This is a genomic window from Achromobacter sp. FW305-C-13 (genome assembly GCF_058783475.1).
Window position 1 is genome coordinate 61224 of sequence record NZ_JBYSYN010000006.1, and the last position, 26191, is coordinate 87414.

Consider the following 26191-nt stretch of genomic DNA (forward strand, 5'->3'; position numbering starts at 1 on the left):
CCTATGAAGAATCTGCAATTGGCGGGCGTTGCCCGCGCGATGTTCGCCAGCCGGCGTGCATGGGTGTTCGGCGCCGCCATGGCAATGGCAGGCGTGGCGAACGCCGCTCCCGTGGAAATCCAAGTCTGGCACACGCTGTCCGACGCGAATAAGGCCGAGTTCGAAAAGCTGGCCAAGCAGTACAACAAAGAACAGGACCAAGTCAGCGTCAAGCTGCGTGGGTTCAACTCGCAGGACGCGCTTGAGCAAGAGGCCGTCACGGCCGTCAAGGCCAAGAATGCGCCCAATCTGGTCCAGCTGACCGATAACCACTCCCCGGAAGTCGTGGCCCAGCACAAGGCCATCCTGCCGATGTACGAACTGCTGGCCAAGTACCCGATCAAGGATTTGAACTGGTTCGTGCCGGCCACCAGCAGCTTCACGCGCGACGGCAAGGGCCGTCTGCTGGCCTTCCCCTGGATGGCCGAGGTGCCGGTGATGTTCTACAACACCGCCGCCTACAAGAAGGCGGGCCTCGATCCCAACAATCCGGCCCGCACCTGGAACGGTCTGCAGGCCGAACTGTTGAAACTGCGTGACGTGGCGGATATCGATTGCCCCTACGCCTCCAGCGACCAGGTCACCGTGCACCTGGAGAACCTGGCGCCGATCAACGGCCAGCAATTCACCAGCAACAACAACGGGCTGGACGCGGTCACCAAGAAGAGCGCTGCGCCTGCCATGCAGTTCGACACGCTCTACATGCGCCACATTTCGCTGATGGTCAGCTGGAAGCGTTCGCTGCTGTTCATGGCGCACACGGGCGACGCCTCGGCTGACAAGCTGTTCGCCAAGGGCGAATGCGCGGTGCTGACGGCCAATTCGGGCGCCTTCGGTACCTTCCTGACCACCAAGTCGCTGTCGTTCGGCGTGGCGCCGGTGCCTTACTACGATCAGGCTACCAAGACCGCCGGCCAGCCGTTTGTCAGCGGCTCTGCCCTGTGGGCGCTTGAAGGTCGTCCGCAGGCCGAAGAAAAAGCCACGGCGCAATTCCTGGCCTGGCTTTCCAAGCCGGTGATCGCCGCGGAATGGCACCAGCGCACGGGGTTCCTGCCCCTGACGGAAGCCGCATTCCGCGCGTCCGACGTGTCGTTCTACAAGAGCATCCCGGGCGCGCAAGCCGTGATCGCTTCGATGAGCTCGCGTCCGGCCAGCAACAGCCGTGGCTTCCGGATGGCGAACTACAACCGCATCGAGCCCGTGCTGAACCAGCAACTGAACGATGCCTTTGAAGGCAAGGTGCCGCCCGTCTCGGCCCTGAACAATGCGGCGACCCAAGCGCGCAGCATCGCCACGCAACGTTGATCCTCCTGGCTTGAACCGGCAGCGCTGACGCCTGCCGGTTTCGCCCGCAAGAACCCGGTCCCACGACCGGGTTTTTTTTCGTCCGCAGATCGCGTTGGCGCAAGGTGGATCAATGCATCCATGCGTACATGCCAGTCTGGCGGGGCGCCAGCCCGTCGTCCACCATGCCGTTCATGCGTACCACTTCGGGTGCGCCCTTTGCTTGCGGTGAGGCATGGTTCGAATCTTCTTCCTGGTGGCAAGCCTGTCCGGCCTGGGCGCTTGCACAAGCTGGCCAGCCAATGGCGGCCCTGGCACGTCGTGGCAGGCGGCTGAGCCTGCCGCGGGTGGCTTCCGATTTGACTGGCGCCTGTCGGGCGATCCTGCGGTTGCGCCCGTGCAGGTGTTCGATAACGGCCAGGAAGTCTGGCTGCAGTTTGCGCCGGGCCAGGCCTTGCCCGCCGTTTTCGGCGTGCGGGGCGACGGCGAACATGCCTTGCCCTATGTGCGCCGCCATCCTTATGTGGTCGTGAACGGCGAATGGGCCGTGCTGCGCTTTCGCGGGGGCCGCTTGGCGGCAAGGGCGGAGCGTGAGGACGACCTGGCGAACATGGCAGCAGTGCCCGTGCAATCGGAGCAGGTGGCGATGCCCGGCGTCGGCACGTTGGCCGCTGAGGGGCCGCTGGCCGTCAATGGCCCGGCGGCGGTCGCAGCGCCGGAACCTGTGACATCCTCGCCGCCTGCCGTGCCGGTTCCGCAATTCCGGGCGGCTCCGCCAGACGCCACGCTTCGCGCCGTGCTGGCGCGTTGGGCGGAGGGTTCGGGGTGGACGTTCCAGCCGCAGCATTGGGCGGTGGACGTCGATATTCCGTTGTCCGCGTCGGCGGATTTCTCGGGCGACTTCAAGTCCGCCGTTCGTGAATTGCTGGGCGCAACGGAACTGGCCGAGAAGCCCTTGCAACCTTGCTTCTACGGCAACCAGGTGCTGCGCGTGGTGCCGCTTGCCCAGTCCTGCTCACGCATGGCATCACTGCAAGGAGGCGGAGCATGAAGATCAAACGTGTGGTGTGCGTGGCGGCGTGCGGGGTGCTGGGCTGGGTGTTGAGCGGTTGCGCGGCATCGGACCAGGCGGCGGATCTGACCCGGGCCGCGAACCAGCGGCATGCGGTGCTGGCAGGCCGCCACCAGGCATTCGCGGACCGTTTGACGGACCGCCAGGCGCGCATCGCCGCGCAGGAAGTCGCTGCGCCCTGGATCGCGGGCAAACCACAACCGCTGGCGCGCGCCGTGTCCTTGCCGCCTGCGTTGCGGGAAAACGTGCCCACGACACTGATGCTGGCCGACGAGGCAGATCTTTCCGCCCTGGCCCAACGCCTGGGTGCGGCCACCGGTATCCCGGTGCGAGTGCGGCCCGACGCCTTGCTCCCGCTTGAGCAGTTCCTGCCGCGCCTGGCCGTGGATACAGGGCTGGCGGCGCCGTCCCCGGTACGGCTTGAAGTCCGGGAAGGGCCCTTGCCGCTGGCCGATCTTTTGGATGCGTTGGCTGCCCGGTTCTCGGTGCACTGGCGCTATGTGCGAGATGCACTGGAGTTCTACCGCACCGAAACCCGCGTGTTTGATGTGCGGGCGCTGTCGCTGGCCAGTGCCGTCGATGTGCGCTTGGGCCGCTCGGGTAGCGAAGACGGAGAGGGCTTCGAAAGCACCTCCAACACCACCTTGTCGGCGAAGGAGCACAACGCATTGGCGGTTCTGCGCGCCAGCATCGTCCCCTTCCTGACGCGCTCGGGCCTCGTCGCGGATGCCGTGGACGGTGCGTCGTCATTGGTAGTCACGGACACGCCCGAGGCCCTGGAACGCGTTGCGCACTTTCTCGACCGCGAGAATAAGGCGATGACGCGCCGCGTGCGGCTCGTCTTCGAGGAAATCACCGTCATCCTCAAACAATCTGCAGCGGGCGGCGTGGACTGGAATGCGCTCTACGCCGCGGCAGGCGCATCAGCGCGCCTGGCCTTGCCCGGGGCCGCCCCATTGGGCGCGGGCATGCTCGAGGCCGGCGTCGACCGGGGGCCGTTCGACGGGTCGCGCGCGGTTGTCTCCGCGCTCAGCACGATGGGCGCGATCGTGCGCCACCGCAAGGTTCCCGTTCTGACCTTGAACCGCCGGCCGGTCACGCATGCGATCCGGACCACGTTTTCCTATATCGATCGGGTGCAAAGCACCGCCGTCCCGGGCACGACGGCTGGCGGTGCCAATGGTTCGCTGCCTGCGGTGTCGATCACGCAGAAGGAGGAAACCGTGGGCTCGTTCCTGACGCTGTTGCCTGACATCCAGGAAGACGGGCAGATCCTCTTGTCCGTCGCCTATGACAACGCCGTGGCGCAACCGCTGAAGACCATTACTTTCGGAGAGCGCGGCAATCAGGTCCAGGTCCAGCAGATCACGATCGATGGCAACGGCACCGTTCAGCAGATCGAGTTGCGGCCAGGTCTGCCCGTCATCCTGTCCGGTTTCGACCGCAGCCAGGACCAGCATGATCGTCAACGCCTGGCGCCGGGCCTGCCGCTGATCACTGGCGGCCAGGATAGTGCCGCCCAGGAACGCGAGACCACCCTGGTGCTGGTGACGGCGCAGGTCGAAGAAGGCTATTGAGGGCGCGCCATGAATCGAGCCCCCCATTTCATTCTGGTTGATTGCCCAGGCGCTGACCGCAAGCTGGCATTCGGCCTGAGCTGGCAGGTGCTGATCGGCTCCGATGTTGCCGGATTGGCGCGCGCCCGCGGTCGGCGGCTGCGGGCGACCCACCTCGTCGTCGGCGGTTCGCCCGCGACGGTAGCCGGGTATGGCCGGGCGCGTTCGTCATGGCGCCGGGGTTCGCCGGCAACGGCATCTCGGCGACGACACACACCGCATATCCAGGCCGCCGCGCAACTCTACGCATTGCGGTATCCCGAAGGCGGCATGTGCCTGGTCCCGCTTCCGGAAGGGCGCTATTGGTTGGCCGCGGCGCAAGACGGCTGCGTGCTGTCGCAGGCGGACAAGGTGTTTGCCTCGCACCGCGATGCCTTGGATGCGCATGCGCGCTTGCGGGAGCAACGTCCCGCCTTGCCAGAGCACGATGCCGACGCGGTGTGGGCCGCATTGCAGCAGGCCGTGGAGCCCGGCGCACGGCTGGCGGCGCTGCCGTCCCGGTGGGCCGCGATGCCGCTTGCCTTACGTCTGTTTCTGATATGCGTGGTGTTGTCGGCGGCCATACCGCCGCTCTGGAATGGCTTGTCGACGTGGATCTCCTCGCGCAATCCGGAAATGCTTGATCACGCGACGGGAGAACCGGTGGATCCCTATCTGGCAATGCTGGAAGCGACGCCTACGCATGCACCTGCGGATCTCTTGCGTTTGCTGGGTGCCGTAGGGAAGCTGCCCATCCAGGTGCAGGGGTGGGCGCTGCGCCACGCGCAATGCGATGCCGGGCCAAGGGCTTGGAACTGTTCCGCGCGCTACACCCGGGCGCATCCGTTCGCCACGAACCAGTTGCTGCACGCGCGGTTGCCTCCCGGCTGGCACGTGTCCTTCAAACCGCTGGACGAAGCCACGCTGTCTTGGCGGGTGGGGTCGGATGCCGTGCCTTTGGCGCGTTTGGCGCTGCCCAGCGCGTTGCGCGTGGATACCGAACTGGTCGCGGCGCTTCAGCGCTTGCAGCCAGCGTTCGCCTCCATCGCATTGGATCCGGCGGTCGCATTGCCGCTACCGCCGTCGCTCACGACGGAATCGCCTGCGTTCCCGGCGCCGGTCCCGCCGAACATCCGACGCCGCGCCTTGCGTATGGCCGGGCCATTGCGTTCATTCGCGTTGTTACCCGGGCCGCTTCCCGCAGTGCGGTGGTCGCGCCTGACGCTGGATGTGCAGCCGCAACGCCAGCCCAGCCTGGTTGCCAGCACGCTGGTCGCCGAATTGCACGGAGAACTGTATGAGCAGGAATGATTTTGCATCCGGCCGCGCGGCCTTCGCGCGTGGTGTCGCTTGGGTCCTGGCCGTGGGTTTCGCCCCTATGTCGGCTGCGGCGGCCCAGGCATTGCCGCCGCAATCCGAAGCCGCGCAAGAATGGCCAGAAGTAGAAACCGTGCGCACGCTGTTGCGCGCCGATGCCGCCGCCGCGTTAGCCGATTGCCGGATACCGGGCATTTGCCCCGCTGGTGCGGCACCGGTCGTGGCCGGCGAGCCCATGGTCCGGCGGCAGGATGATATCCGGGTAGCCGCGATATTCGGGCTGGCCAGGCGGCTTAGCGCCGACGTTGTCGTCAATGGTGAATTGCTGCGCTACCAGGCGGGCCGTGCCGCACCCGTTGCAGGGCAGGTCTCGGCAGGTGCTTATCAACTGCTTTCCATCGAAGGTGCCTGCGTGCGCTTGCGCCGGGACGCCGCAGACCATACCGCCTGCCTGACGGCGGGAAGGGTAGAGCCATGAACGCCCTGGCAACGGCGACGCAAACCCTGCTGCCCCGCGAGCTGCATACCGCCGACGACATTTCCCGCCTGGTACCGGCCTTTGCCCGCGCCTTGGCCCGGGAATTCGATCTGGCCGCATTGGCCGGCCGGTTATGCCCCGTGCTGCTGGAAAGCGGCGATGTGACCATCTTCGCCGTCAAGGAATACCTGCAGGGCGATCCCATCGACGAGGTCGAGCGCCTGGTGCGTTCGGGAGGATACCGGTTGGCGCAACCGTCCCGATACGCGCTGCCGGCGCCCTTGCTGCTGATGGTCGCCCGCGGGCAATTGACGGCGGCAGGGCTTGCCTCCCAGGGCGCGGGGCGGCAAGTCGAGCGCACCTCTGCGCTGGCGGCGCTCTTTTTGGACATCGTGCGGTGGGGCGTCGTCCAAGGCGCGAGCGACGTGCACATCAACGTGAACCGCCGTCGCGAGGCTTGCGACATCCGCTACACCATCAACGGTGAATACGTCACCACCGAGCGGTTCTCCGGCTTGTCCAATACGACCCTGCTCGAGGTGTTAGCGGTGGCATGGATGGACGTGCGCGGCGGCAATGGCGCCGTGTTCGATCCGGCTCTCGAGCAGCAGGGACGCATCGCGCTTGATGTGGACACTGTCCCGCTTGTGCTTCGTTGGGCGTCTCTGGCTACCGATGCGGGGCCGTCGGTCTGCCTGCGCATCTTGCGCCTGGACGCCGCCGCCGATGGCGACCTGCATGCGCTTGGCTACCTGCCTGCGCAGATCGAGACCTTGCTGCGCGCGCGCGAACGCGAAGGGGGGGCCATCGTGCTGGCGGGCGTCGTGGGGTCGGGCAAGTCCACCACCATTGCGACGCTGATGCGCGGCATCGCCGCCACTCGTAAAGTCATCACGCTGGAAGACCCGGTCGAATACGTCATTGCCAATGCCTTGCAGAATACGCTGGGAAGCGCGTTGGCCGAATCCGCTTGGCCGGCGTTCGACGCCAAGCTCAAGACCATCAAACGCTCGGCCATGAACGATCTGCTGATCGGTGAAATCCGCGATGTCGATACCGGCCGCGCCTTCATGGATCTTGCCGGCTCGGGCGTCAGTTTGTATGCCACCACGCACGCGGGCGCGGCAGCCCTGATTCCGGAGCGTCTTGCTTCGGATGCGATCGGCGTGTCACGTGACTTTCTTGCCACGCCAGGCATTCTGAAGCTCCTGGTCTATCAAACGCTGCTGCCCCGCTTGTGCGCAGCCTGCGCATTACCGGTGGACAGCTTGTGGCGGGGGCATACGCAAGCATCCGATGGCTTGCGGGATTGGCGGGCCTGGGCCGGTTGGCTGCAGCGGGCGTACCAGCTGGAGGCCGACGCGCTCAAGGTCAGGAATACGGCGGGGTGTGCCGCTTGCCGCCGGCCCCAATTGCCCGAGCTCAACGGCACGGCAGGGCGCAGCGTCGCGGCCGAATTGATCGAACCCGAGCGAGTGGACGGCTTCCTGGAGCGCGTACGCAAGCGCGACAACCTGGGTCTTGCCCAGTGGGGAGAAAGACCAGAAGCGGCCGGCGGTTGGCGCGAGGCGGACGGGCAGGGCTTGCGGGCCCTGCACTGCGCATTGCACAAAGTGAATGCCGGAGAAGTCGACCCTCGGGTGCTGCTGCGCCGTTTCGATCTCGCCGTCTCACCGCACGCTGTACGCGTGAGGCCTGTGGGGGCGCGCGCCGGGCGAGGGGTGCCGGCATGAACACTCATTTGCTTGCCCTGGATGCGCTGCGCTTCCGCACCCAGCGCGCGGACTATTACGAGTATCTGGCGGACCTTGTTGAAGGAACACAAGGGCGCAAGAGCTTGCGCGACATTTTCGATGACGATGCGCGCCGCTACGGGCAGCGCACCGTGCGGGGGCGCCTGTCGCACCACTGGGCCGTTGCCTACCTGGAGGCGGGGGGTGACCTTGGTATGGCGTGGTCCGGCACGCTGCCTGCCGAAGAATGTCTTCTGCTGAGCTGTGTCCAGGAAGAGGGGGGTGATCTGGCGGAGGCGCTGCGCGACTTGGCCCGCGCAGTCCGGCTTGGCGGAGATGCCTGGTTTGCCGTGGTATCGGCGGGTGCGGCCGGCGTGGCGGCTGCCGCTGTGGCGCTTGCCCTGTTGTGCGCGATCCCTTTCTTCAGCGTGCCGCGTTTGCAGCAGGTTTTTCAGATGGTGCCTGCAGAGGACTACGGGCGTCTGACACGCGGGCTGTTTGCCTTGGCCCAGGGGTTGCGGCAATGGTTGCTGCTGTGGCTGGTGCTGGGCGTGGGCATGGTCTTGCTGAGCTTATGGTCGCTTCCGAACGTCGCAGGCACTTTCCGCGCGGGACTCGACCGCTGGCTGCTGTGGCGGCTCTATCGCGATTTCCAGGCAATCCGCTTTCTTTGCCTGCTGTCGGTGCTGGTCCGACAGCACGGCGCGGCCGATACCCGCTTGCGCCACGCGTTGGCAGTCCAGGCGCGGGATGCGCGGCCGTGGATGCATGCGCATCTCCAATCCATGCTGGGCCGTCTGGACGGCGGCGCCAGCGGTCCCGAGATATTCAGCACGGGGCTGCTGGACGAGCAAACGTGGTGGTACCTGGCCGACATGATCGATGCACTCGGGCTGGAGACCGGACTGGCGCGGGTCCGGCATCGCGTCGAATCGCAGTTGCTGGTCAGAGTCCGGCGCCAGGCAGCCGCGTTGCGATGGGTGCTGCTGATCGCCTCGTTGGCGACCGTGCTTGGCGTCACGCTCTGGCACTACGCCGTCATGGATGAACTGCGCCGTGCCCTCACCAACTTCTATGCAAGCCAATAGCAGTGTCCTGTTTCACTTAACGGAGGTAATCATGCAACAGGTGAATCAAGTCCATTCCGGCGCGGCGCGCCAGCGGGGATTTTCCTTGATGGAGGTGTCCATCGTGACCGCGATCGTCTTGTTGATCGCGATCGTCGGCATCCCTGCGATCGGGGCTTATGTCATCGAGAACAAGGTGCCCAAGGTCGGCGAAGAGCTTCAGCGCTTTGTCGCCAGCATGAAAATCAATGCCCAGGGCGGAGGCGTCACACCTTATACCGGGCTGGATACCGGTGCTTTGGCCAACGCCATGCGCGACTCCAGCGTGCTGGCCGTGCAAGGCGCAGGGGCCTCTGCGCGCATCACGCATGGCCTGGGTGGTAGCGGATCGGGCCGCAACGGCGTCGTCGAGGTCGCTGCCGCAGCCTTGGGCGGCGCAGGGCTAGGCTCCGCATTCACGCTTACGCTGACCAACGTCAGCCATGCCGCCTGCCCCGCGCTGGCTTCCGTCATGCAGCGGGTTTCGGAAACCATTTCGATGGGAGGCAGTTCCGGCGCCAAAATCGTGAAGGACACGCTTGCGACGCCCGCGGTGCCGTACCGTGCCGCGCAGGCCCAGGCCCTATGCAGCCAGGGCGAGGTCAACACGTTCGTGTTCACCGCCAGATGACGGGCGTCTCCCTGTTCCATTGCGCCACGCCCCGTTGCCGACGCCAGGGTGGCTATTCATTGGCGGGTCTGGCGCTGGCGTTGGCCTTGACCTCTCTGCTCGCCCTTTGGGGTTCCAATCAGCTCGTCCAACGGATCGAGGATGCCGCGGCGCGTTCGGCGGGCGTGTGGATGGCGCAGGTTCGGCAGGCGGCTGCAGGCATGCTTGCGCGTCATTTTGACGCGCTGGCCAGAGGCGCTGCGCCCCTGGACGATACCGGCGCGGCGATGTTCGTGGATCCGCTATCACCTACCGTGGCGGAATTGCGCGCTCTGGCACACCTGCCGACCAACTTTCCCGAGAAGTCGGCTCTGGGTTTCGGCGCGCAGGTCCGGGTGCTAAGGGGAGGGGGGTGCCCGGGCGAGCGATGCCGGATCGATGCCCTGGTCTATAGCGCCACGCCGGTGTTGAAACCGGGGACACGGTCACCAGACCTGGTCAGCCTGGCATCCGTCATCGAAGCCGCGGGCGGCTATGGCGGCGCCGTCTGGCCCGAGACGCCGGCGCAGGCCCGGGGCGCCGCATTCAGCTTCAGCAATCCGCTCATGCCGGGCGCGCCCACCTATGCGCCCGGCACGCTGGCGCTTTGGGCCGGAGCAGGGTCCGAATTGGGGTCGGATACGCCGCCGGCTTTCCCCGATCTGGAACCCTTTGTCCGCATTGGCGATGCGCGCGACCCCACGCTCGCCGGTTCGTTGAGCGTCGCGGCCTCCGTTGCTGCGGGCGCCTATCTGAGTGTGGGTGCACGTGGCCTGCCAGGACATGCATGCGGCCTGGTCAACGGCACGATGGCCAGCACCGATGCGGGCGAGCTGCTGGCGTGCCAATCCGGCGTCTGGCAACCCGCCAGCAGCGGGTTCGGCGGCGCATTCAGCACCAACAACCGGTTCGGATGCCGGCATTATTCGGGCCAGTCGACAGCGAATCCGCGCACGGGAGATTGTTCGTGTCCCGCGGCCTACCAGCCCGTTATCGTGTCGGCGGGCGGGAAATGGACCGAAACCGAGGGCTGGACAACTGGCTATGTTTGCGTCCGTTAGCCTTGCCGCCCGTTCATTCCGCGCTTTTCCGCCAACCCTCTATAATCAAAGATTCGCCTAAATCCTGCGTCATCCACGATGAAATCCTCTGAGATTCGCCGCCAGTTCCTGCAATTCTTCCAGTCGAAGGGACACACCATTGTTCCTTCGTCGTCGCTCGTCCCCGGCAACGACCCGACCCTGCTCTTCACCAATTCGGGCATGGTCCAGTTCAAGGACGTCTTCACCGGCAAGGAATCGCGGTCGTACACGCGCGCCACGTCGTCGCAGCGCAGCGTGCGCGCCGGCGGCAAGCACAACGACCTGGAGAACGTGGGCTACACCGCCCGCCACCATACGTTCTTCGAAATGCTGGGCAACTTCAGCTTCGGCGACTACTTCAAGCGCGATGCCATCCAGTACGCCTGGGAACTGCTGACGCAGGTCTACAAGCTGCCAGCCGAGAAGCTCTGGGTCACCGTGTACCAGGAAGACGACGAGGCCTATGACATCTGGGCCAAGGAAGTCGGCGTGCCGACCGAGCGCATCATCCGCATCGGCGACAACAAGGGCGCGCGCTACGCCTCCGACAACTTCTGGCAGATGGCCGATACCGGCCCGTGCGGCCCGTGCTCGGAAATCTTCTTCGACCACGGCCCGGAAATCTGGGGCGGCCCCCCGGGATCGCCCGAGGAAGACGGCGACCGCTACATCGAGATCTGGAACCTGGTGTTCATGCAGTTCGAGCGCGACGCCGCCGGCAACATGCCGCGCCTGCCGCGCCCCTGTGTCGATACCGGCATGGGCCTGGAGCGTATCGCCGCTGTTCTGCAGGGCGTGCATTCCAACTACGAAATCGATCTTTTCCAGAAACTGATTCACGCTGCCGCTCGCGAAACCGGCATCAAAGACCTGGAAAACAATTCGCTCAAGGTCATCGCGGACCACATCCGCGCCTGCTCGTTCCTGATCGTGGACGGCGTGATCCCCAGCAACGAAGGCCGCGGCTACGTGCTGCGCCGCATCGTGCGCCGCGCGCTGCGTCACGGCTACAAGCTGGGCCAGACCAAGCCGTTCTTCCACCGTCTGGTGCCGGATCTGGTCGCCGAAATGGGCGAAGCCTATCCGGAACTGGCCGCCATGGCCGACCGCGTGGCCCAGGTGCTCAAGCAGGAAGAAGAGCGTTTCGGCGAAACGCTGGAACACGGCATGCGCATCCTGGACACGGCCCTGGCCAATGTGGCCAAGGGCGGAGTGCTGGACGGCAACACGCTGTTCACGCTGTACGACACCTACGGTTTCCCGGTTGACCTGACCGCCGACATCTGCCGCGAACGCGAAGTCGAGATCGACATGGCCGGCTTCGAGGTCGCCATGGAACGCCAGCGCGACCAGGCTCGCGCCGCCGGCAAGTTCAAGATGGCCGAAGGCCTCAGCTACGAAGGCGCCGACACGCGCTTCGAAGGCTATGAAAAGCTGGAGCTGGACAACGTCAAGGTCACCGCCTTGTACGTGGACGGCACCCAGGTGCAGGAAGTGAAGGCCGGCCAAAGCGCCGTGGTCGTGCTGGACGCCACCCCGTTCTATGCGGAGTCGGGCGGCCAGGTCGGCGACACGGGCTTGCTGGAAGCGGATGGTGTGCGCTTCGCCGTCGCCGACACCCTGAAGATCCAGGCAGGCGTTTTCGGCCACCATGGCGTGCTGGAATCCGGTTCGCTGTCCGTGGGCGACACCCTGCTGGCCCGTGTCGATGCGGTCCGCCGCGCCCGCACGGTCCGCAACCACTCGGCCACCCACCTGATGCACAAGGCCTTGCGCCAGGTGCTGGGCGCGCACGTGCAGCAACGCGGCTCGCTGGTGGACGCCGACAAGACCCGTTTCGACTTCGCGCAAGACGCGCCGATGACCGCCGAACAGATCGCGCGCGTCGAGGCCATCGTCAACGCCGAAGTGCTGGCCAACCAGCCCACCGTGGCCCAGGTCATGGCCTACGACGATGCGGTCAAGGGCGGCGCCATGGCGCTGTTCGGCGAAAAGTACGGCGATACCGTGCGGGTGTTGGATATCGGCTTCTCGCGCGAACTCTGCGGCGGTACGCACGTCAGCCGCACGGGCGATATCGGCCTGTTCAAGATCGTTTCCGAAGGCGGCGTGGCCGCGGGTGTGCGCCGTATCGAGGCCATCACCGGCGACAACGCGCTGGCTTGGGTGCAGAACCAGAACGCCTTGCTGACCCAGATCGCGGGCATGCTGCGCAGCACGCCGGCCGATGTGCCGGCCCGCATCGCGCAGGTGCAGGATCAGGTCAAGGCGCTGGAAAAAGACCTGGAACAATCGCGCAACAAGCTGGCCGCCAGCGCGGGCAACGACCTCGCCACCACTGCTGCGGTGGACGTCAAGGGCATCAAGGTCCTGGCCGCCAGCATCGGCGACGTGGATCCGAAGGCCTTGCGCGGCATGGTCGACAACCTGAAAGACCGCCTGAAGCCGGCCGTCGTGCTGCTTGCCACCGGCTCGGCCGATGGCAAGATCAGCGTGGTGGGTGGTGTCACGGCCGACCTGACCGACCGCATCAAGGCCGGCGACCTGGTGGGCTTCGTGGCCAGTCAGGTAGGCGGCAAGGGCGGCGGCCGCCCCGACATGGCCATGGGCGGTGGCACGGACCTCGCTGCCTTGCCTGCGGCGATCGCCGGTGTGCAGAAGTGGGTGGGCGAGCGTCTCTGATGGGCGGCGCGGATACCGGCCTCGACGCCGGCGCGCAAGCGCCTGCTTTCGAACAGGAAGTGGATGCCAGCGGCCTGACTTGCCCGTTGCCCATTCTGCGCGCCAAGAAGGCGTTGGCGCAGATGGCCAGCGGGGAGGTCTTGCGCGTCATTACGACGGACCGCAACGCCATCCGCGACTTCCAGGCTTTTGCTCGGCAAACCGGCAACACGCTGGTCTTGCAGCAAGAGGATGACGGCCGCGGCGTGCATTACCTGCGCCGGCGCTGATCCTCCAGGTGGGCCGCGGCTGGCGGCGCACCCTGCACCAACAAAAAGGCCCGCTTCGTGCGGGCCTTTTTTCGTTGATGCCGGCGTGCTTACTTGTGGATGGCTGCCGCGACGGCCTGGGTGATGGTGAAGTCCACCAGATCGCCTTCCTTGAGCTGTTGCAGACGCGCCTGCAGGGCGGGGTCCTTCACCTGGATCGTGCGCATGCCGCCTTGCGGGCCTTTCAGCGTGACCAGGTTGGCGCTTTTGTTGATGTGCCAGATCTCGGCGGTGATCGTCGTCTGGCGGCCCACGGCGCCGCCCGGCTTGGCGCCCTTGGCGCTGCGGTTGGCGGCGGTCTCGGTCACCACTTCGGGGGCGCCGGAACCGGCCGGGCGCACATCGACCGCGACGGACTCGTAATAGTCCAGCGTCAGCGTGTCGCCCGGCTTGATCTGTTGGAAGTTACGGACTTCCGGGCCTGCCAGCACGTCCACGGTATTACCGTTGGCGCCTTGCAGCGTGATGGTGCGGGTCGCGGGGTCAACGGCCGTGACCTTGCCCGAAGCGGTGGTCAATGCCGCGCCTACGACACGGGCGGAGGCCGCAAGCGGCATTGCCAGCGTGCCCAGCAGCAGGCCGGTCAGAGCAAGGCGCGCGACGGGAGCGAAGACGGATTTCTGGTTCTTCATGGTGTGGCACCTCTCCAATAGAGGAAGTGTTGGGAAAAAACACGGAAAAAACGCGGGGAAAACCGGGGAAGGAAAAAAGGGGGGATGGTCCACCCTCAGGACGAGGGCTTGAAAGCAGCAGAAGGGCGGCGCCGTAGCGGCGTAGCCAGGGGGAGCAAAGCGTCAGGTCTTGCGCAGGTCGACATAAAACCGATCTCTCCAATCGGGTTATTCTTCACACGCACTCAGGTTGAACCGCACAAATGCAGGCGCGAAGCGCGGCTGGGGGCTACACTTTCACCTGCGGCGGGCTCCGGCCCGTATTTGTAGAATACCCGCATGTGGTGTTTTAGGATACAAATTGCGCCGCCACGACTGATTCAGCACCTGCATTTGCCAGCCGGCTTGTTTAAGTGCTAGAATTTCCCGTTTTTCACAACTAATTCAAGGGATTACCTATGGTGGTGATTCGCCTGGCCCGCGGTGGGTCCAAGAAGCGTCCGTTTTACAACCTGGTGGCCACCGATTCGCGTAACCGTCGCGACGGCCGCTTCATCGAGCGCGTGGGTTTCTACAACCCCGTAGCTAGCGAAGGCACGGAAAACCTGCGCATTGCGCTGGATCGCGTGCAGTACTGGACCGGCACTGGTGCGCAACTGTCGCCCGCTGTCGAGCGTCTGGTCAAGGACTACTCGGCCAAGGTTTCCGCCGCAGCTTAATTGCCTGCGTCGTACAGCCAAGCCGTTAGTTCAGCTGTAAAGCTACCATTCTTAGCTGTTTCATCATTACGAAGAGCGCGATACATGTCTGATGCCGCAACCTCTAACGCGGCGCCTACGGATTTGATCGAGCTGGGCCGCATCAGTGCAGCCTACGGTGTGAAAGGCTGGGTTAAGGTGCAGCCACATTCGGCCAATGCCGAAGTGCTGCTCTCAGCGTCTCAATGGTGGTTGACTCGCCCTGTGCCTGAATTGGCGCGGGGCGCTGTCGCGTCTGCGCCTGTCGCAATCAAGGTTCTGCAAGTCCGTTCGCAGGGCGCCACCGTGGTGGCCCAGCTGGCAGGCATTGCGGATCGCGATCAGGCGGAAGCCTTGCGCGGATACTCCGTGCAAGCGCCGCGCGGTTCTTTTCCCGCGCCCAAGGAAGACGAATACTACTGGGTCGACCTCATCGGTTGTTCGCTGTATACCAGCGCCGCCGGTGAACCCGCGCTGATTGGCGTGGTGGACGAAGTCCTTGATAACGGCGCTCACGCCGTTTTGAAGGTCTTGTGCCAGAAGGTGGGGGCCGAAGGGCCCGAGCCTATCCTGAACGCCAAAGGCCGACCCGCCGAAATGCTTGTTCCGTTCGTACGCGCGCACATACACGCCGTCGATTTGGCTGCTCGCCGCATAGACAGCGACTGGCCGGCGGATCTTTGATGCGATTTGACGTCATTACGCTCTTTCCCGAAATGTTCGGGGTGGTGCGCGATCTAGGTGTCACCGGCCGGGCGCATGCCCAGGGCCGGTGGTCCTTGCACGCCTGGAATCCCCGCGATTTCACGCAGGACGTCCATCGCACCGTGGACGACCGCCCTTATGGCGGTGGCCCCGGAATGGTCATGATGGCGGCCCCTTTGGAAGCCGCTGTCAATGCCGCCCAGCAAGCGCGTGCCGCGCAAGGCCTGGGCCGCGCGCCCGTGGCGCTGCTGGCGCCTGTTGGCCAGCGCTACGATCAAGCGAGTGCCGAAACATTGGCCGCAAGCGACGGGATCATCCTGATTTGCGGCCGCTACGAAGGTGTGGACCAGCGCTTCATTGAACGTTGCGTCACGCATGAAATCTCGCTGGGCGACTTCGTGTTGTCCGGCGGAGAGATCGCCGCCCTCGCGGTGATCGACGCCGCCGTGCGCCTGGTGCCCGGCGTGTTGAACGATGGCGATTCCGCCTTGCAGGATTCGTTCAACGACACCTTGTCCGGCTTGCTGGACAGCCCGCATTACACGCGACCCGAAGTCTATGAGGGCGAATCCGTGCCCGCGCCGCTGCTAAGCGGTCACCACGCCAACATCGCCCGCTGGCGACGCGAGCGCTCGCTTGCGCTGACGGCCGCCCGGCGTCCCGAGCTGATCGAATCCGCCCGCGCCAAAGGCTGGCTGAACAAGGCGGACGAGCGCTACCTGGCCGAATTGGCCGGCACGTACGACCCCGCTACCGACGCGCCGAAACGCCGGCGCAAACCGTCGGCCACGCCCGCCCGGCCGCCCAAGACGCCCGACGCGTCGTAAGCGGTTTCCCTGCCTGATCCGGTCCGCAACCGCTAGGGATGTTCCTAGGTTGTGGCCGTTCTGGCTGCTCCTTAGTATTGAAAATTACATGCAAATGAAATTTTCATATGACCCGATCCTCTACTGGCCGAGCCGCTTCTGAACGCCGCACCGTCTTGCCGCCACTGGCAAGCGCGCTGGCGGGCAGGCCGGAATCCGCCGTCGACCTGTGGCTGGGCCAGCAACTGCGCCAACTGCGCAAGCAGCAAGGGCGTTCGCTGGCCGAAGTGGCCCGCGCTTGCGGCATGTCGCTGGGCTTGTTGAGCCAGATCGAACGTGGCCTGAGTTCCGCGTCGGTAAAGGTTCTGCACCTGCTGGCCCGCGAATTCAACGTGTCCGTGAATTCGCTGCTGCGCAATGCCGAGCACACGCAAAGCGAGGACGGCGGCCGCGTCGCCCGTGCGGGCACGCACCGCTATATCGATCTGAGCGAAAAGGGCATCAGCAAAGAGATGTACACGCCGCCAGCGTGCCGCAGCATGGACCTGTGCCGCGCCACCATTGAGCCGGGCGGCTCGACCGGTCAGGAGCTTTTCGTGACGGGGCAGGGCGAGCAGATCGGCGTGGTGCTCAAGGGCTCGCTGGAGCTTTGGGTGGGCGACCGTGTGATGCTGCTCAATGAAGGCGACAGTTTTTGCTATGCCAGCAGCACACCGCGCCGCTGGCGCAATCCCGGGTCGCAGACGACCGAGGTCATCTGGGCCATCTCCAACATCAATCAACCCGCGGGAGACGACACGCAACAGGCGCCCTAAGCGCATAGCTTCCATAGCGGCGCGATGACTCAGGGGATCGTCGCGCCACCGGGCACGCCGCGCGTTGTCCGGTCTTCTTTGCCACGATGAGGATATGTCATGAAATTCAAGACTCTGGTTGTCTCGGTATTCGCAGCATTGTCCATGGCCGCGGGCGCGCACGCCCAGACGGTGTTGAAAGTGGGGTCCACACCCACCGGCAGTCCTTTCACCTTTCTCGATACCAAAACCAACAGCATCGAAGGGGTGATGGTCGACATCGTGAAAGCCGTCGGCAAAGAGGCGGGGTTTGAAGTGCAGATCGAGCCCATGGCGTTCTCGGCGCTGATCGGCTCGCTGACTTCCAAGCGCATCGACATCGTGTCGGCCGCCATGTTCATCACGCCGCAGCGGCAGCAGGTCGTCAGCTTTTCGGACCCCGTCTACCGCTATGGCGAGGGGTTGATGGTGCTGAAGACCGATAACAAGGAATACAAGTCCTTCGCCGACATGAAGGGCATGACGGTCGGCGTGCAGGTCGGCACCGCGTTTGTCGAGCCGATCCAGAAAAGCGGCATGTTCAAGGAAGTGAAGCTCTACGACAATCCGCCCGACATGATGCGCGACGCCAACGCCGGCCGCATCCAGGGCGGTTTCATGGACTTCCCCATCGCGGCCTACATCCTGACGCAGGGCAACTATCCCAACTTGAAGATGGCGTCGTCCTACCAGCCGACCATCATGGGCAGCCTGGGCCTGGCGACGCGCAAGGAAGACTCGGCCTTGCTTGATCGCATCAACAAGGCGCTGGTCAAGCTGAAGGCAGACGGCGCGATCGACGCCATCCTGAAAAAGTGGGGCTTGTCCGGCGGCTGATGCCGGCCTGATCCCACGCAATCAAGCGTTATTGCATCGACCTGGCCGGCGCGCGTCCGCGCGCTGGCAGGCCGGGCGCACCCCGCGTGCCAGCGCGCGGTCTTGTCGGGATGGGTGAAGTCATGACGGAATTCTTCAAGGACTCGGCGGAGTACCTGCCGATATTGCTGCAAGGGGCGAAGCTGACGATCCTGGTGACGCTGGGCTCGCTCGCGTTGTCGACCGTGCTGGGCTTGGTCTGGGCGCTGATGCGAGTCTCCGGGAATTCGTTCCTGTCCAAGCTCAGCGGCGGGATCATCAACTTGCTGCGCGGCATCCCGATCATCGTGCTGCTGTTCTATATCTACTTCGTGATGCCCGACATGGGGGTGTCGCTGACGGCCGTGCAGGCGGCCATCATCGGCCTGGGCGTGGCGTATTCCGCCTATCAGGCCGAAAACTTCCGCGCCGGCATCCAGGCCATCGACCGCGGCCAGATCGAAGCCGCCATGGCGATGGGCATGAGCTGGAGCATGACGATGCGGCGCGTGGTGTTGCCGCAAGCCGTGAAGATCGTGCTGCCGCCCTACGGCAACATCATGATCATGATGCTGAAGGATTCGTCTCAGGCCTCCACCATCACGGTGGCCGAACTAGCCCTGCAGGGCAAGCTGATCGCCGTCTCGACGTTCAAGAACGCCACCGTGTTCTCGCTGGTCGCGCTGATGTACCTGGTGATGTGCGTGCCGCTGATCCTGCTGGTCCGGCATCTGGAAAAGAGGAGCGCCACGAAATGATCGAGCTCAAAGGAGTCCGCAAGAGCTTCGGCCCGCTTGAGGTGCTCAAGGGCATCGACGCCGAAGTCACCAAGGGCGAAGTCGTGTGCGTGATCGGCCCGTCCGGTTCCGGCAAGTCCACCATCCTGCGCTGCATCAACGGGCTTGAGCGCTACAACGCCGGGCGCATCACGGTCGATGGCGAGCTGGTCGACGCCGACGCCCCGTCCATCGTGTCCATCCGCACGCAGGTGGCGATGGTGTTCCAGCGCTTCAACCTGTTCCCGCATCGCACCGCGCTGGAAAACGTGATCGAGGGGCCGATTTTCGTGAAGAAAGAGCCTCGCGCGCAGGTGCTGGAGCGCGGCCGCGAGCTGCTGGCCAGTGTGGGTCTGGCCGACAAGGCGGACGCGCACCCGAACCAGTTGTCGGGCGGGCAGCAGCAACGCGTGGCCATCGCGCGCGCGCTGGCGATGCAGCCCAAGGCCATCCTGTTCGACGAGCCGACGTCCGCACTGGATCCCGAGCTGGTGGGCGACGTGCTGGGCGTGATGCGCAAGCTTGCCGAGGCCGGCATGACCATGGTCGTCGTGACCCATGAAATGAGCTTCGCGCGCGAGGTCGCCGACCGCGTCATGTTCTTCGACGGCGGCGTCATGGTCGAACAGGGCGCCGCCCGAGAGCTCCTGAATCATCCGCAGCACCCCCGCACGCAGGATTTCCTGCGCCGTGTGCTGCATCCCATGTAGGAAGGAACCATCATGCAGCAAGTGCCGTTTCCTCTTTCCCCCTCGTTATGGGCAGCGACCGCCGCGGCGCCTCCGTCGACCCAGCCGCTTGCCGCCTCCGTGCAGGCGGATGTGCTGGTCATCGGCGGGGGGTACGCCGGCCTGAGCACGGCGCTGCATCTGGCGGAGCGCGGCGTGAATGCCGTGGTGCTGGAAGCGCGAGAGATCGGGTTTGGTGGTTCGGGCCGCAATGGCGGCCAGGTGATTCCGGGACTGAAGTACGACCCGGATGCCTTGATCTCGATGTTCGGCCAAGAGCGTGGCGAACGCCTGCTGCGGTTCGCGGGCTCGACCGCGGACGCGGTGTTCAACCTGATCGACCGCCACGCCATGGATGTGCCGCACGTCCGCAAAGGCTGGATCCAGGGTGCTCACAATGCCGACGCGCTGCGTATCGCGCACGACCGCGCGGCGCAATGGGCTCGCCATGGCGTGGATGCGCAACCCCTGGATCGTGCGCAGGTGGGCCGCTTGCTGGGCACGGACCGCTATCTGGGCGGATGGGTGGATAGCCGTGCCGGCGCGGTGCAGCCGCTGAGCTATGCGCGAGGGCTGGCGCGCGCCGCACTGAATGCCGGCGCCACGATCCATACGGATACACCCGTCGCCGCCCTGGCCCGCAACGGCGGCAAATGGGTAGCGACGACAGCCGGTGGCGCGACGGTCACCGCCGACCGGGTGGTGATGTGCACCAACGCCTATGGCGGTGACCTGTTGCCCGGCTTGAAGACGTCCATCATCGATGCCAACACCTTCCAGGTGGCCACGGCGCCGTTGCCGGAGACGGTGCGCGCGGGCATCCTTCCTGAAGGGCACGTCAGCTCCGACACCCGCAACCTGTTGCTGTATTTCCGGCTGGACCATCAGGGCCGGTTGCTGATGGGCGGGCGCGGCCCGTTCCGTGAACCCAAGGGGCCGCAAGACTGGGCGCACTTGGAACGCGTGATGCTGAAGCTGTTCCCGCAGGTGGCGGGTACGCCGTTCGAGTACCGCTGGTGCGGGCGCGTCGCCGTTACTCGCGACTACCTCCCGCATCTGCACGAGCCGCAACCGGGCTTGCTGGTGGACATCGGTTGCCAGGGCCGCGGGGTGGGGCTGCAGACCAGCATGGGCCGCGCCATGGCCCAGTACGTAGCGACGGGCGATGCCAGCGCGCTGCCTCTGCCCTTGTCGCCGGTTGTGCCGTTTCCGATGTACGGCCTGCGGCGGCTCTACGTCAATGCGGTGGTGACCTGGTATCGCATGACGGATGGCGGCGTCTGACTGTTGCGGCCCTTGTTGCCCATGAAATGAAAAACCCCGGAACCAGTCCGGGGTTTCTCGTTTCAGCCGGGTAGGGCGGCCGTTCAGTCGCCCAGCTTGGCGCGCTGTTCACGCACCTTCTGCAGGGTTTCGCCGAACTGCGCCATGCGCGCCTTCTCCTGTTCGACGACCGCGGCCGGGGCGCGTTCGACGAAGCTGGCGTTCGACAGCTTGCCGTTGGCCTTGGCGATTTCGCCTTCCAGGCGCGCAATCTCCTTGTCCAGGCGAATGCGCTCGGCGGCCACGTCGATCTCGACGTGCAGCATCAAACGGCTGGCGCCCACGACCTGGACTGGCGCGCCGGCGTCCGGCAGGGTGTCCAGCACGTCGACCTGGCTCAGCTTGGCCAGCGCGGCCAGGTAGGGCGCGTTGCGCGTGAGCGTGGGCGCGTCGCCCTGGGCGCACAACGGCACCTTCTGGGCGGGCGACAGGTTCATTTCGCCGCGCAGGGCGCGCACGGCTTCGACCTGGGCCTTGAGCTCGGCCACGTCGGCCTCGGCGGCGGCATCCACCGCGGCCGGGTTGGCTTGCGGGTAAGGCTGCACGCTGACGCTGTCGGCGACGCCTTCCTTGCGCTTGCCGGCCACCACCGACACCTTCTGCCAGAGTTCTTCCGTGATGAACGGAATGATCGGGTGAGCCAGGCGCAACACGCATTCCAGCACGCGGATCAGCGTACGGCGCGTGCCCAGCTGCTGGGCGGGCGTGCCGGTCTGGATCTGCACCTTGGCCAGTTCCAGGTACCAGTCGCAGTATTCGTCCCAGACAAAGCGGTACAGCGCGTTGGCGATGTTGTCGAAGCGGTAGTCGGCAAAGCCGCGCGCCACATCGGCTTCCAGCGTCTGCATCTGGCTGATGATCCAGCGATCCACGAACGAAGTCTCGCCTGCGTCCGTGCCCGCCAGGTCATGGCCTTCGGTATTCATCAGCACGAAGCGCGTGGCGTTCCACAGCTTGTTGCAGAAGTTGCGGTAGCCCTCGCAACGCTTCAGGTCGAAGTTGATGTTGCGGCCCAGCGTGGCGTAGGCGGCCATCGTGAAACGCAGCGCGTCGGTGCCGAAGGCGGGGATGCCGTCCGGATACTGACGGCGCGTCGCCTTTTCGATGGCGCCGGCCTGCTTGGGATTCATCAGGCCGTAGGTGCGCTTGGCGACCAGGCCGTCCAGATCGATGCCGTCGATCAGGTCGACCGGGTCCAGCGTGTTGCCCTTGGACTTGCTCATCTTCTGGCCATCCGCGTCGCGGATCAGGCCGTGCACGTAGACGTGCTTGAACGGGATCTGGCCGGTCAGGTGCGTGGTCAGCATGACCATGCGGGCGACCCAGAAGAAGATGATGTCAAAGCCCGTGACCAGCACGCTGGAGGGCAGGTAGCGTTGCAGGTCCGGCGTGTTTTCCGGCCAGCCCAGCGTCGTGAAGGGCACGAGGCCCGACGAGAACCAGGTGTCCAGCACGTCCGGGTCGCGCTTGAGGTCGCCCGTCACGCCGGCGGCGCGCGCCTGTTCGATGGCGCCAGCTTCGTCGTGCGCCACGAAGACCTGGCCGTCTTCCGAGTACCAGGCCGGGATCTGATGGCCCCACCACAGTTGACGCGAGATGCACCAGTCCTGGATGTTGTTCAGCCACTGGTTGTAGATGGTGGTCCAGTTGTCCGGGTAGAACTTGATGCGGCCGTCGGCCACCACGTCCAGCGCCACTTCGGTGATGCTCTTGCCCGGATTCAGCGTGCCTTCCGGGGCCGGCTTGCTCATGGCCACGAACCACTGGTCCGTCAGCATGGGCTCCAGCACGACGCCGGTGCGGTCGCCCTTGGGCTGCATCATCTTGTGCGGTTCGATCTTGACCAGATAGCCTTCGGCATCCAGTTGGGCGACGACCGCCTTGCGGGCCTCGTAGCGCTCCAGGCCCTGGAACTGCTTGGGGCCGTTTTCGTTGATGTGCGCATCCAGCGTGAAGATCACGATCAGCGGCAGATCATGGCGCATCGCGCAGGCGTAGTCGTTGAAATCGTGTGCGCCGGTGATCTTGACGCAACCCGTGCCGAATTCGGGGTCGACGAAATCGTCCGCGATGATCGGGATGTTGCGGTCGCACAGCGGCAGTTCGACTTCCTTGCCGATCAGGTGCTGGTAGCGCGGATCGTCGGGGTGCACGCACAGGGCGCCGTCGGCCAGCATCGTTTCCGGTCGGGTCGTGGCGATCGTCATGCCGCGCAGCGTGACGGTCTGGCCGTCCTTGTCGACGATGGTCTGCGGCCCGTCGACGAAGGGGTAGAGGATGTGCCACATGTGGCCATCGGTCTCTTCGGACTGGACTTCCAGGTCGGACACGGCGGTCAGCAGTTTGGGATCCCAGTTGACCAGGCGCTTGCCGCGGTAGATCAGTCCCTGTTTATGCAGGCGCACGAAGGTTTCCACCACGCCGCGCGACATGCGGTCGTCCATGGTGAAGTATTCGCGGGGCCAGTCGGCCGAGGCGCCCAGGCGGCGCACCTGCTCGGTGATGGCGTTGCCCGACTTTTCCTTCCATTCCCAGACTTTTTCCACGAATTTTTCGCGGCCGAGGTCGTGGCGGGAAACCTTCTGGGCATCCAGCTGTCTTTCAACAACGATCTGGGTGGCGATGCCGGCGTGGTCGGTGCCGGGGATGAATACGGTGTCGTCGCCCGCCATGCGGCGGTAGCGCACCAGCCCGTCCATGATGGTCTGGTTGAACGCGTGGCCCATGTGGAGGGTGCCCGTCACGTTGGGCGGCGGGAACTGGATCACATAGGGCTGGCTTTCCGTCCCCGTTTTTACATGCTGGCCCGCCGTGAAGTAGCCGCGCTTGTCCCACTCGGCGTACCAGCGGGATTCCAGTTCGGAAGGTTCGAAGCTCTTGGAGAGTTCCGGGGTGTCGCTCGCGGGATTCGCGGCGTTCGGGGGAGCGGCTTGAGTCATTACAGGGTTCCGGCAAACAGGGCGCCCGGGGTAGGGATACGGGCAGCAAACCGCTCATTTTAAGATGTAATGCGGTCTTCTCAGCGTGTTAGAATACCGGGTTACTGTAAACCTTTTAGAAGTCCCTGAATTCATTAAGGATTCCTTCGGAAATGCGCACGGAAAAGTGCACGTTTCAGAAATCCGAAGCAGAATTGAGGGCGCGTCCGATCGGTAGGCAGTGTCGAATCCCTGCCTTGGCCATGTGGTTCAGGACGGCCCGGAGCGTTCAACAGAACTGTTCAAACAACCCGGACCGCCTGTGCGCCAGCGCGCGATGACACTTCAAGGGTGACACCGACAAGTGCAGAGCCACGCCAGGCAATTCATCAGAAACCAGTCAGAAATCAGCTTTCGGAGTTCTTATGTCCATCCAACGCACCCTCTCGATCATCAAGCCCGACGCCGTCGCCAAGAACGTCATCGGCCAGATCGTCGGCCGCTTCGAGCAAGCCGGCCTGAAGGTCATCGCCGCCCGCCTGGCCCAACTGTCGCGCGCCGACGCCGAGCGTTTCTACGCTGTGCACTCGGAACGCCCCTTCTTCAAGGACCTGGTCGATTTCATGATCTCGGGCCCGGTCTTCGTGCAAGTGCTGGAAGGTGAAGACGCCATCCTGAAGAACCGCGACCTGATGGGCGCCACGGACCCGAAGAAGGCTGCTCCCGGCACCATCCGCGCCGACTTCGCCGACAGCATCGACGCCAACGCCGTTCACGGCTCCGACGCTCCGGAAACGGCTGCTGTCGAAATCGCTTTCTTCTTCCCCGAAATCAACATCCACAGCCGTTGATTTTCGCGAAAGCACTGTTTTAGTTTTTTAGCGTTACCCAGGTCATGGAATCCGTCGAACGAATCAATTTGCTGGGGCTGGATGGCTCCGCCCTGTCCGAACTTGTCGGGCAGTGGGGCGGCAAGCCTTTTCGCGCCCGTCAGCTGCAACGCTGGATGCACCAGCGTGGCGCCGATTCGTTCGACGCCATGACCGATCTGGCCCGCGAATTCCGCGGCCAGCTCGCATCGCATTGCCGCATCGAAGCCTTGCCCGTCAATATCGAGCAACGCTCGACCGACGGCACGCGCAAGTGGCTGTTCGATGTGGGCCAAGGCAATGCCATCGAAACCGTCTTCATCCCCGAAGACGATCGCGGCACCCTCTGCATTTCCAGCCAAGCCGGCTGCGTGGTGAACTGCCGCTTTTGCTCGACCGGGCATCAGGGCTTCAACCGCAACCTGAAAACCAGCGAAATCATCGGTCAGCTGTGGTGGGCCAAGCGCGTGCTGGAAGCCGACATCGGCACCGCCCGCCTGGAAAGCGCCAAGGCCACCGAAGATACGCGCGTCATCAGCAACGTGGTCATGATGGGCATGGGCGAACCCCTGCTCAACTACGACCAGGTCCTGCCGGCGCTGCGCCTGATGCTGGACGACAACGCCTATGGCTTGTCGCGCCGCCGCGTCACGGTATCCACCTCGGGCGTCGTCCCCATGATGGACCGCCTGTCGCAGGACTGTCCGGTGGCACTCGCCGTCTCGCTGCATGCGCCCAACGATGCGCTGCGCGACGAGCTGGTGCCGCTGAACAAAAAGTACCCGCTGAAAGAGTTGCTGGCGGCTTGCGAACGCTATCTGGCGTTTGCCCCGCGCGACTTCATCACGTTTGAATATTGCATGCTGGACGGCATCAACGATACCGACCAGCATGCCAAGGAACTGATCCAAATTGCACGCCAGCTGCGCTGCAAGCTCAATCTGATTCCGTTCAACCCCTTCCCCGAGTCGGGCCTGAAACGTTCCAACTCGGCGCGCGTCAAGGTGTTCGCGCAGCGCCTGATGGACGCGGGCATCATCACGACCGTGCGCAAGACCCGGGGCGACGACATCGATGCAGCTTGTGGTCAACTGGCCGGAGAAGTGCGGGATCGCACTCGGATTACCGAGCGCAATGCCGCACAGCGCCAGACCATACCAATTAAACAGGTGCATGCATGACGCAGGATTTCGCTTCTGCAGTTTCTGAAACGCCCGCAAGCGCTGCGGGCAACGTGGGCTCGGCATTGCGCACGCTGCGCCAGTCCAAAGGCTGGTCGCTCGACGAAGTGTCCAGTCGCATCAAGTTTTCCACGAAGCAGATCGAAGCCCTTGAAAACGAAGCGTGGGCGGACCTGCCCACGGGCGTTTCCCTGCGCGGCCTGGTCCGCAACTACGCGCGCCTGCTGGGCGCCGATTCGCAAGCCATCGTCGATTCGCTGGACCCCAAGGCCCGCGTCACCGGTCCGGTGAAGCTGAGCCCGGGCGCCCTGCATTCGGCGCATTCCATCCCCCAGTCCAGCGCCGATGACGACCGTTCGTCTTCGACCTCCTGGGGATGGCTCATCGCCATCGTGCTGGTGCTGGCCGCCGGCGTGGCGTATGCCTTCTGGCAAGGCTGGTTGCCGCAGCAATGGCTGCCGTTCGACTGGCTGCAGAAGCCGACCAAGTAACCCGGTTCCACCG

General features: G+C 64.8%; 24 protein-coding genes. 22 read left to right on the top strand and 2 right to left on the bottom strand.

The genetic code is table 11. The features are described from left to right. Nucleotides 1–3: 3 nt before the first annotated feature. From AC3WMU_RS28770 to AC3WMU_RS28820, 11 genes are all read left to right on the top strand, one after another. On the top strand, nucleotides 4–1344 hold the full coding sequence (locus AC3WMU_RS28770; RefSeq protein ID WP_006224019.1) for an extracellular solute-binding protein: 1341 nt from the start codon (nucleotides 4–6) through the stop codon (nucleotides 1342–1344). Nucleotides 1345–1558: 214 nt separating this feature from the next. Beyond that, a complete protein-coding gene (locus AC3WMU_RS28775; RefSeq protein WP_280029096.1) occupies nucleotides 1559–2374 on the top strand; it encodes a TrbG/VirB9 family P-type conjugative transfer protein in 816 nt (271 codons plus the stop codon). Next, nucleotides 2371–3972: a hypothetical protein gene (locus AC3WMU_RS28780; protein ID WP_280029097.1), complete on the top strand. Its 1602-nt coding sequence runs from the start codon at nucleotides 2371–2373 to the stop codon at nucleotides 3970–3972. The genes AC3WMU_RS28775 and AC3WMU_RS28780 overlap by 4 nt, the downstream gene beginning before the upstream one ends. A gap of 9 nt (nucleotides 3973–3981) precedes the next feature. Next, nucleotides 3982–5301 (top strand): type IV pilus inner membrane component PilO, encoded by a 1320-nt coding sequence (locus AC3WMU_RS28785; protein WP_492283343.1) that lies wholly within the window; start codon nucleotides 3982–3984, stop codon nucleotides 5299–5301. Then, nucleotides 5288–5785, top strand: coding sequence for a hypothetical protein (locus AC3WMU_RS28790; protein WP_081534127.1), 498 nt, complete (start codon nucleotides 5288–5290; stop codon nucleotides 5783–5785). Before AC3WMU_RS28785 ends, AC3WMU_RS28790 begins: the two co-directional genes overlap by 14 nt. After that, nucleotides 5782–7518 (top strand): ATPase, T2SS/T4P/T4SS family, encoded by a 1737-nt coding sequence (locus AC3WMU_RS28795; protein WP_006224014.1) that lies wholly within the window; start codon nucleotides 5782–5784, stop codon nucleotides 7516–7518. The genes AC3WMU_RS28790 and AC3WMU_RS28795 overlap by 4 nt, the downstream gene beginning before the upstream one ends. Further along, the gene (locus AC3WMU_RS28800) at nucleotides 7515–8606 is read left to right on the top strand and encodes a hypothetical protein (protein WP_006224013.1); all 1092 of its coding nucleotides are present in this window, start codon (nucleotides 7515–7517) and stop codon (nucleotides 8604–8606) included. Before AC3WMU_RS28795 ends, AC3WMU_RS28800 begins: the two co-directional genes overlap by 4 nt. 31 nt (nucleotides 8607–8637) lie before the next feature. Beyond that, the gene (locus AC3WMU_RS28805; RefSeq protein WP_006224012.1) at nucleotides 8638–9255 is read left to right on the top strand and encodes a type 4 pilus major pilin; all 618 of its coding nucleotides are present in this window, start codon (nucleotides 8638–8640) and stop codon (nucleotides 9253–9255) included. Nucleotides 9256–9341: 86 nt separating this feature from the next. Continuing rightward, on the top strand, nucleotides 9342–10334 hold the full coding sequence (locus AC3WMU_RS28810) for a prepilin (RefSeq protein ID WP_234704776.1): 993 nt from the start codon (nucleotides 9342–9344) through the stop codon (nucleotides 10332–10334). 78 nt (nucleotides 10335–10412) lie between these two features. Then, nucleotides 10413–13037 carry an alanine--tRNA ligase gene (gene alaS / locus AC3WMU_RS28815; RefSeq protein ID WP_006224010.1) on the top strand — a complete coding sequence of 875 codons (2625 nt, stop codon included), beginning with the start codon at nucleotides 10413–10415 and terminating at the stop codon, nucleotides 13035–13037. Beyond that, nucleotides 13037–13306, top strand: coding sequence for a sulfurtransferase TusA family protein (locus AC3WMU_RS28820; RefSeq protein WP_006224009.1), 270 nt, complete (start codon nucleotides 13037–13039; stop codon nucleotides 13304–13306). The genes alaS and AC3WMU_RS28820 overlap by 1 nt, the downstream gene beginning before the upstream one ends. 89 nt (nucleotides 13307–13395) lie before the next feature. On the opposite strand, the gene AC3WMU_RS28825 is transcribed toward AC3WMU_RS28820, so the two are convergent. Then, the gene (locus tag AC3WMU_RS28825; RefSeq protein ID WP_088590953.1) at nucleotides 13396–13977 is read right to left on the bottom strand and encodes a hypothetical protein; all 582 of its coding nucleotides are present in this window, start codon (nucleotides 13975–13977) and stop codon (nucleotides 13396–13398) included. 437 nt (nucleotides 13978–14414) lie between these two features. On the opposite strand from AC3WMU_RS28825, the gene rpsP reads away from it, so the two are divergent. The 8 genes from rpsP (at nucleotide 14415) to AC3WMU_RS28865 (ending at nucleotide 20680) form a co-directional block, all read left to right on the top strand. Next, nucleotides 14415–14675 carry a 30S ribosomal protein S16 gene (gene rpsP / locus AC3WMU_RS28830; RefSeq protein ID WP_006224007.1) on the top strand — a complete coding sequence of 87 codons (261 nt, stop codon included), beginning with the start codon at nucleotides 14415–14417 and terminating at the stop codon, nucleotides 14673–14675. Between the two features lie 84 nt (nucleotides 14676–14759). Beyond that, nucleotides 14760–15377 (top strand): ribosome maturation factor RimM, encoded by a 618-nt coding sequence (gene rimM / locus AC3WMU_RS28835; protein WP_006224006.1) that lies wholly within the window; start codon nucleotides 14760–14762, stop codon nucleotides 15375–15377. Then, nucleotides 15377–16225 carry a tRNA (guanosine(37)-N1)-methyltransferase TrmD gene (gene trmD / locus AC3WMU_RS28840; RefSeq protein WP_006224005.1) on the top strand — a complete coding sequence of 283 codons (849 nt, stop codon included), beginning with the start codon at nucleotides 15377–15379 and terminating at the stop codon, nucleotides 16223–16225. The genes rimM and trmD overlap by 1 nt, the downstream gene beginning before the upstream one ends. Before the next feature lie 107 nt (nucleotides 16226–16332). Continuing rightward, nucleotides 16333–17019, top strand: a complete 687-nt coding sequence (locus AC3WMU_RS28845; protein ID WP_035212872.1) for a helix-turn-helix domain-containing protein — start codon at nucleotides 16333–16335, stop codon at nucleotides 17017–17019. Nucleotides 17020–17118: 99 nt separating this feature from the next. Next, on the top strand, nucleotides 17119–17874 hold the full coding sequence (locus tag AC3WMU_RS28850) for an ABC transporter substrate-binding protein (RefSeq protein ID WP_006224003.1): 756 nt from the start codon (nucleotides 17119–17121) through the stop codon (nucleotides 17872–17874). 122 nt (nucleotides 17875–17996) lie between these two features. Continuing rightward, a complete protein-coding gene (locus AC3WMU_RS28855) occupies nucleotides 17997–18650 on the top strand; it encodes an amino acid ABC transporter permease (RefSeq protein WP_006224002.1) in 654 nt (217 codons plus the stop codon). Next, a complete protein-coding gene (locus tag AC3WMU_RS28860) occupies nucleotides 18647–19378 on the top strand; it encodes an amino acid ABC transporter ATP-binding protein (protein ID WP_006224000.1) in 732 nt (243 codons plus the stop codon). The genes AC3WMU_RS28855 and AC3WMU_RS28860 overlap by 4 nt, the downstream gene beginning before the upstream one ends. A gap of 12 nt (nucleotides 19379–19390) precedes the next feature. Further along, nucleotides 19391–20680 carry an NAD(P)/FAD-dependent oxidoreductase gene (locus AC3WMU_RS28865; RefSeq protein WP_492283344.1) on the top strand — a complete coding sequence of 430 codons (1290 nt, stop codon included), beginning with the start codon at nucleotides 19391–19393 and terminating at the stop codon, nucleotides 20678–20680. An 83-nt stretch (nucleotides 20681–20763) separates the two neighbouring features. Here the strand turns inward: AC3WMU_RS28865 and AC3WMU_RS28870 are convergent, their stop codons facing one another. Then, nucleotides 20764–23658 (bottom strand): valine--tRNA ligase, encoded by a 2895-nt coding sequence (locus tag AC3WMU_RS28870; protein ID WP_315136713.1) that lies wholly within the window; start codon nucleotides 23656–23658, stop codon nucleotides 20764–20766. A 404-nt stretch (nucleotides 23659–24062) separates the two neighbouring features. Between AC3WMU_RS28870 and ndk the strand changes: the two genes are divergently transcribed. From ndk to AC3WMU_RS28885, 3 genes are read left to right on the top strand one after another with little or no spacing between them, the layout of a single operon-like run. Next, nucleotides 24063–24488 carry a nucleoside-diphosphate kinase gene (gene ndk, locus AC3WMU_RS28875; protein WP_006223997.1) on the top strand — a complete coding sequence of 142 codons (426 nt, stop codon included), beginning with the start codon at nucleotides 24063–24065 and terminating at the stop codon, nucleotides 24486–24488. Between the two features lie 44 nt (nucleotides 24489–24532). Then, nucleotides 24533–25687, top strand: coding sequence for a dual-specificity RNA methyltransferase RlmN (gene rlmN / locus AC3WMU_RS28880; protein WP_006223996.1), 1155 nt, complete (start codon nucleotides 24533–24535; stop codon nucleotides 25685–25687). Continuing rightward, nucleotides 25684–26178, top strand: a complete 495-nt coding sequence (locus tag AC3WMU_RS28885; RefSeq protein WP_088590960.1) for a helix-turn-helix domain-containing protein — start codon at nucleotides 25684–25686, stop codon at nucleotides 26176–26178. The genes rlmN and AC3WMU_RS28885 overlap by 4 nt, the downstream gene beginning before the upstream one ends. The last annotated feature ends 13 nt before the right edge of the window (nucleotides 26179–26191 follow it).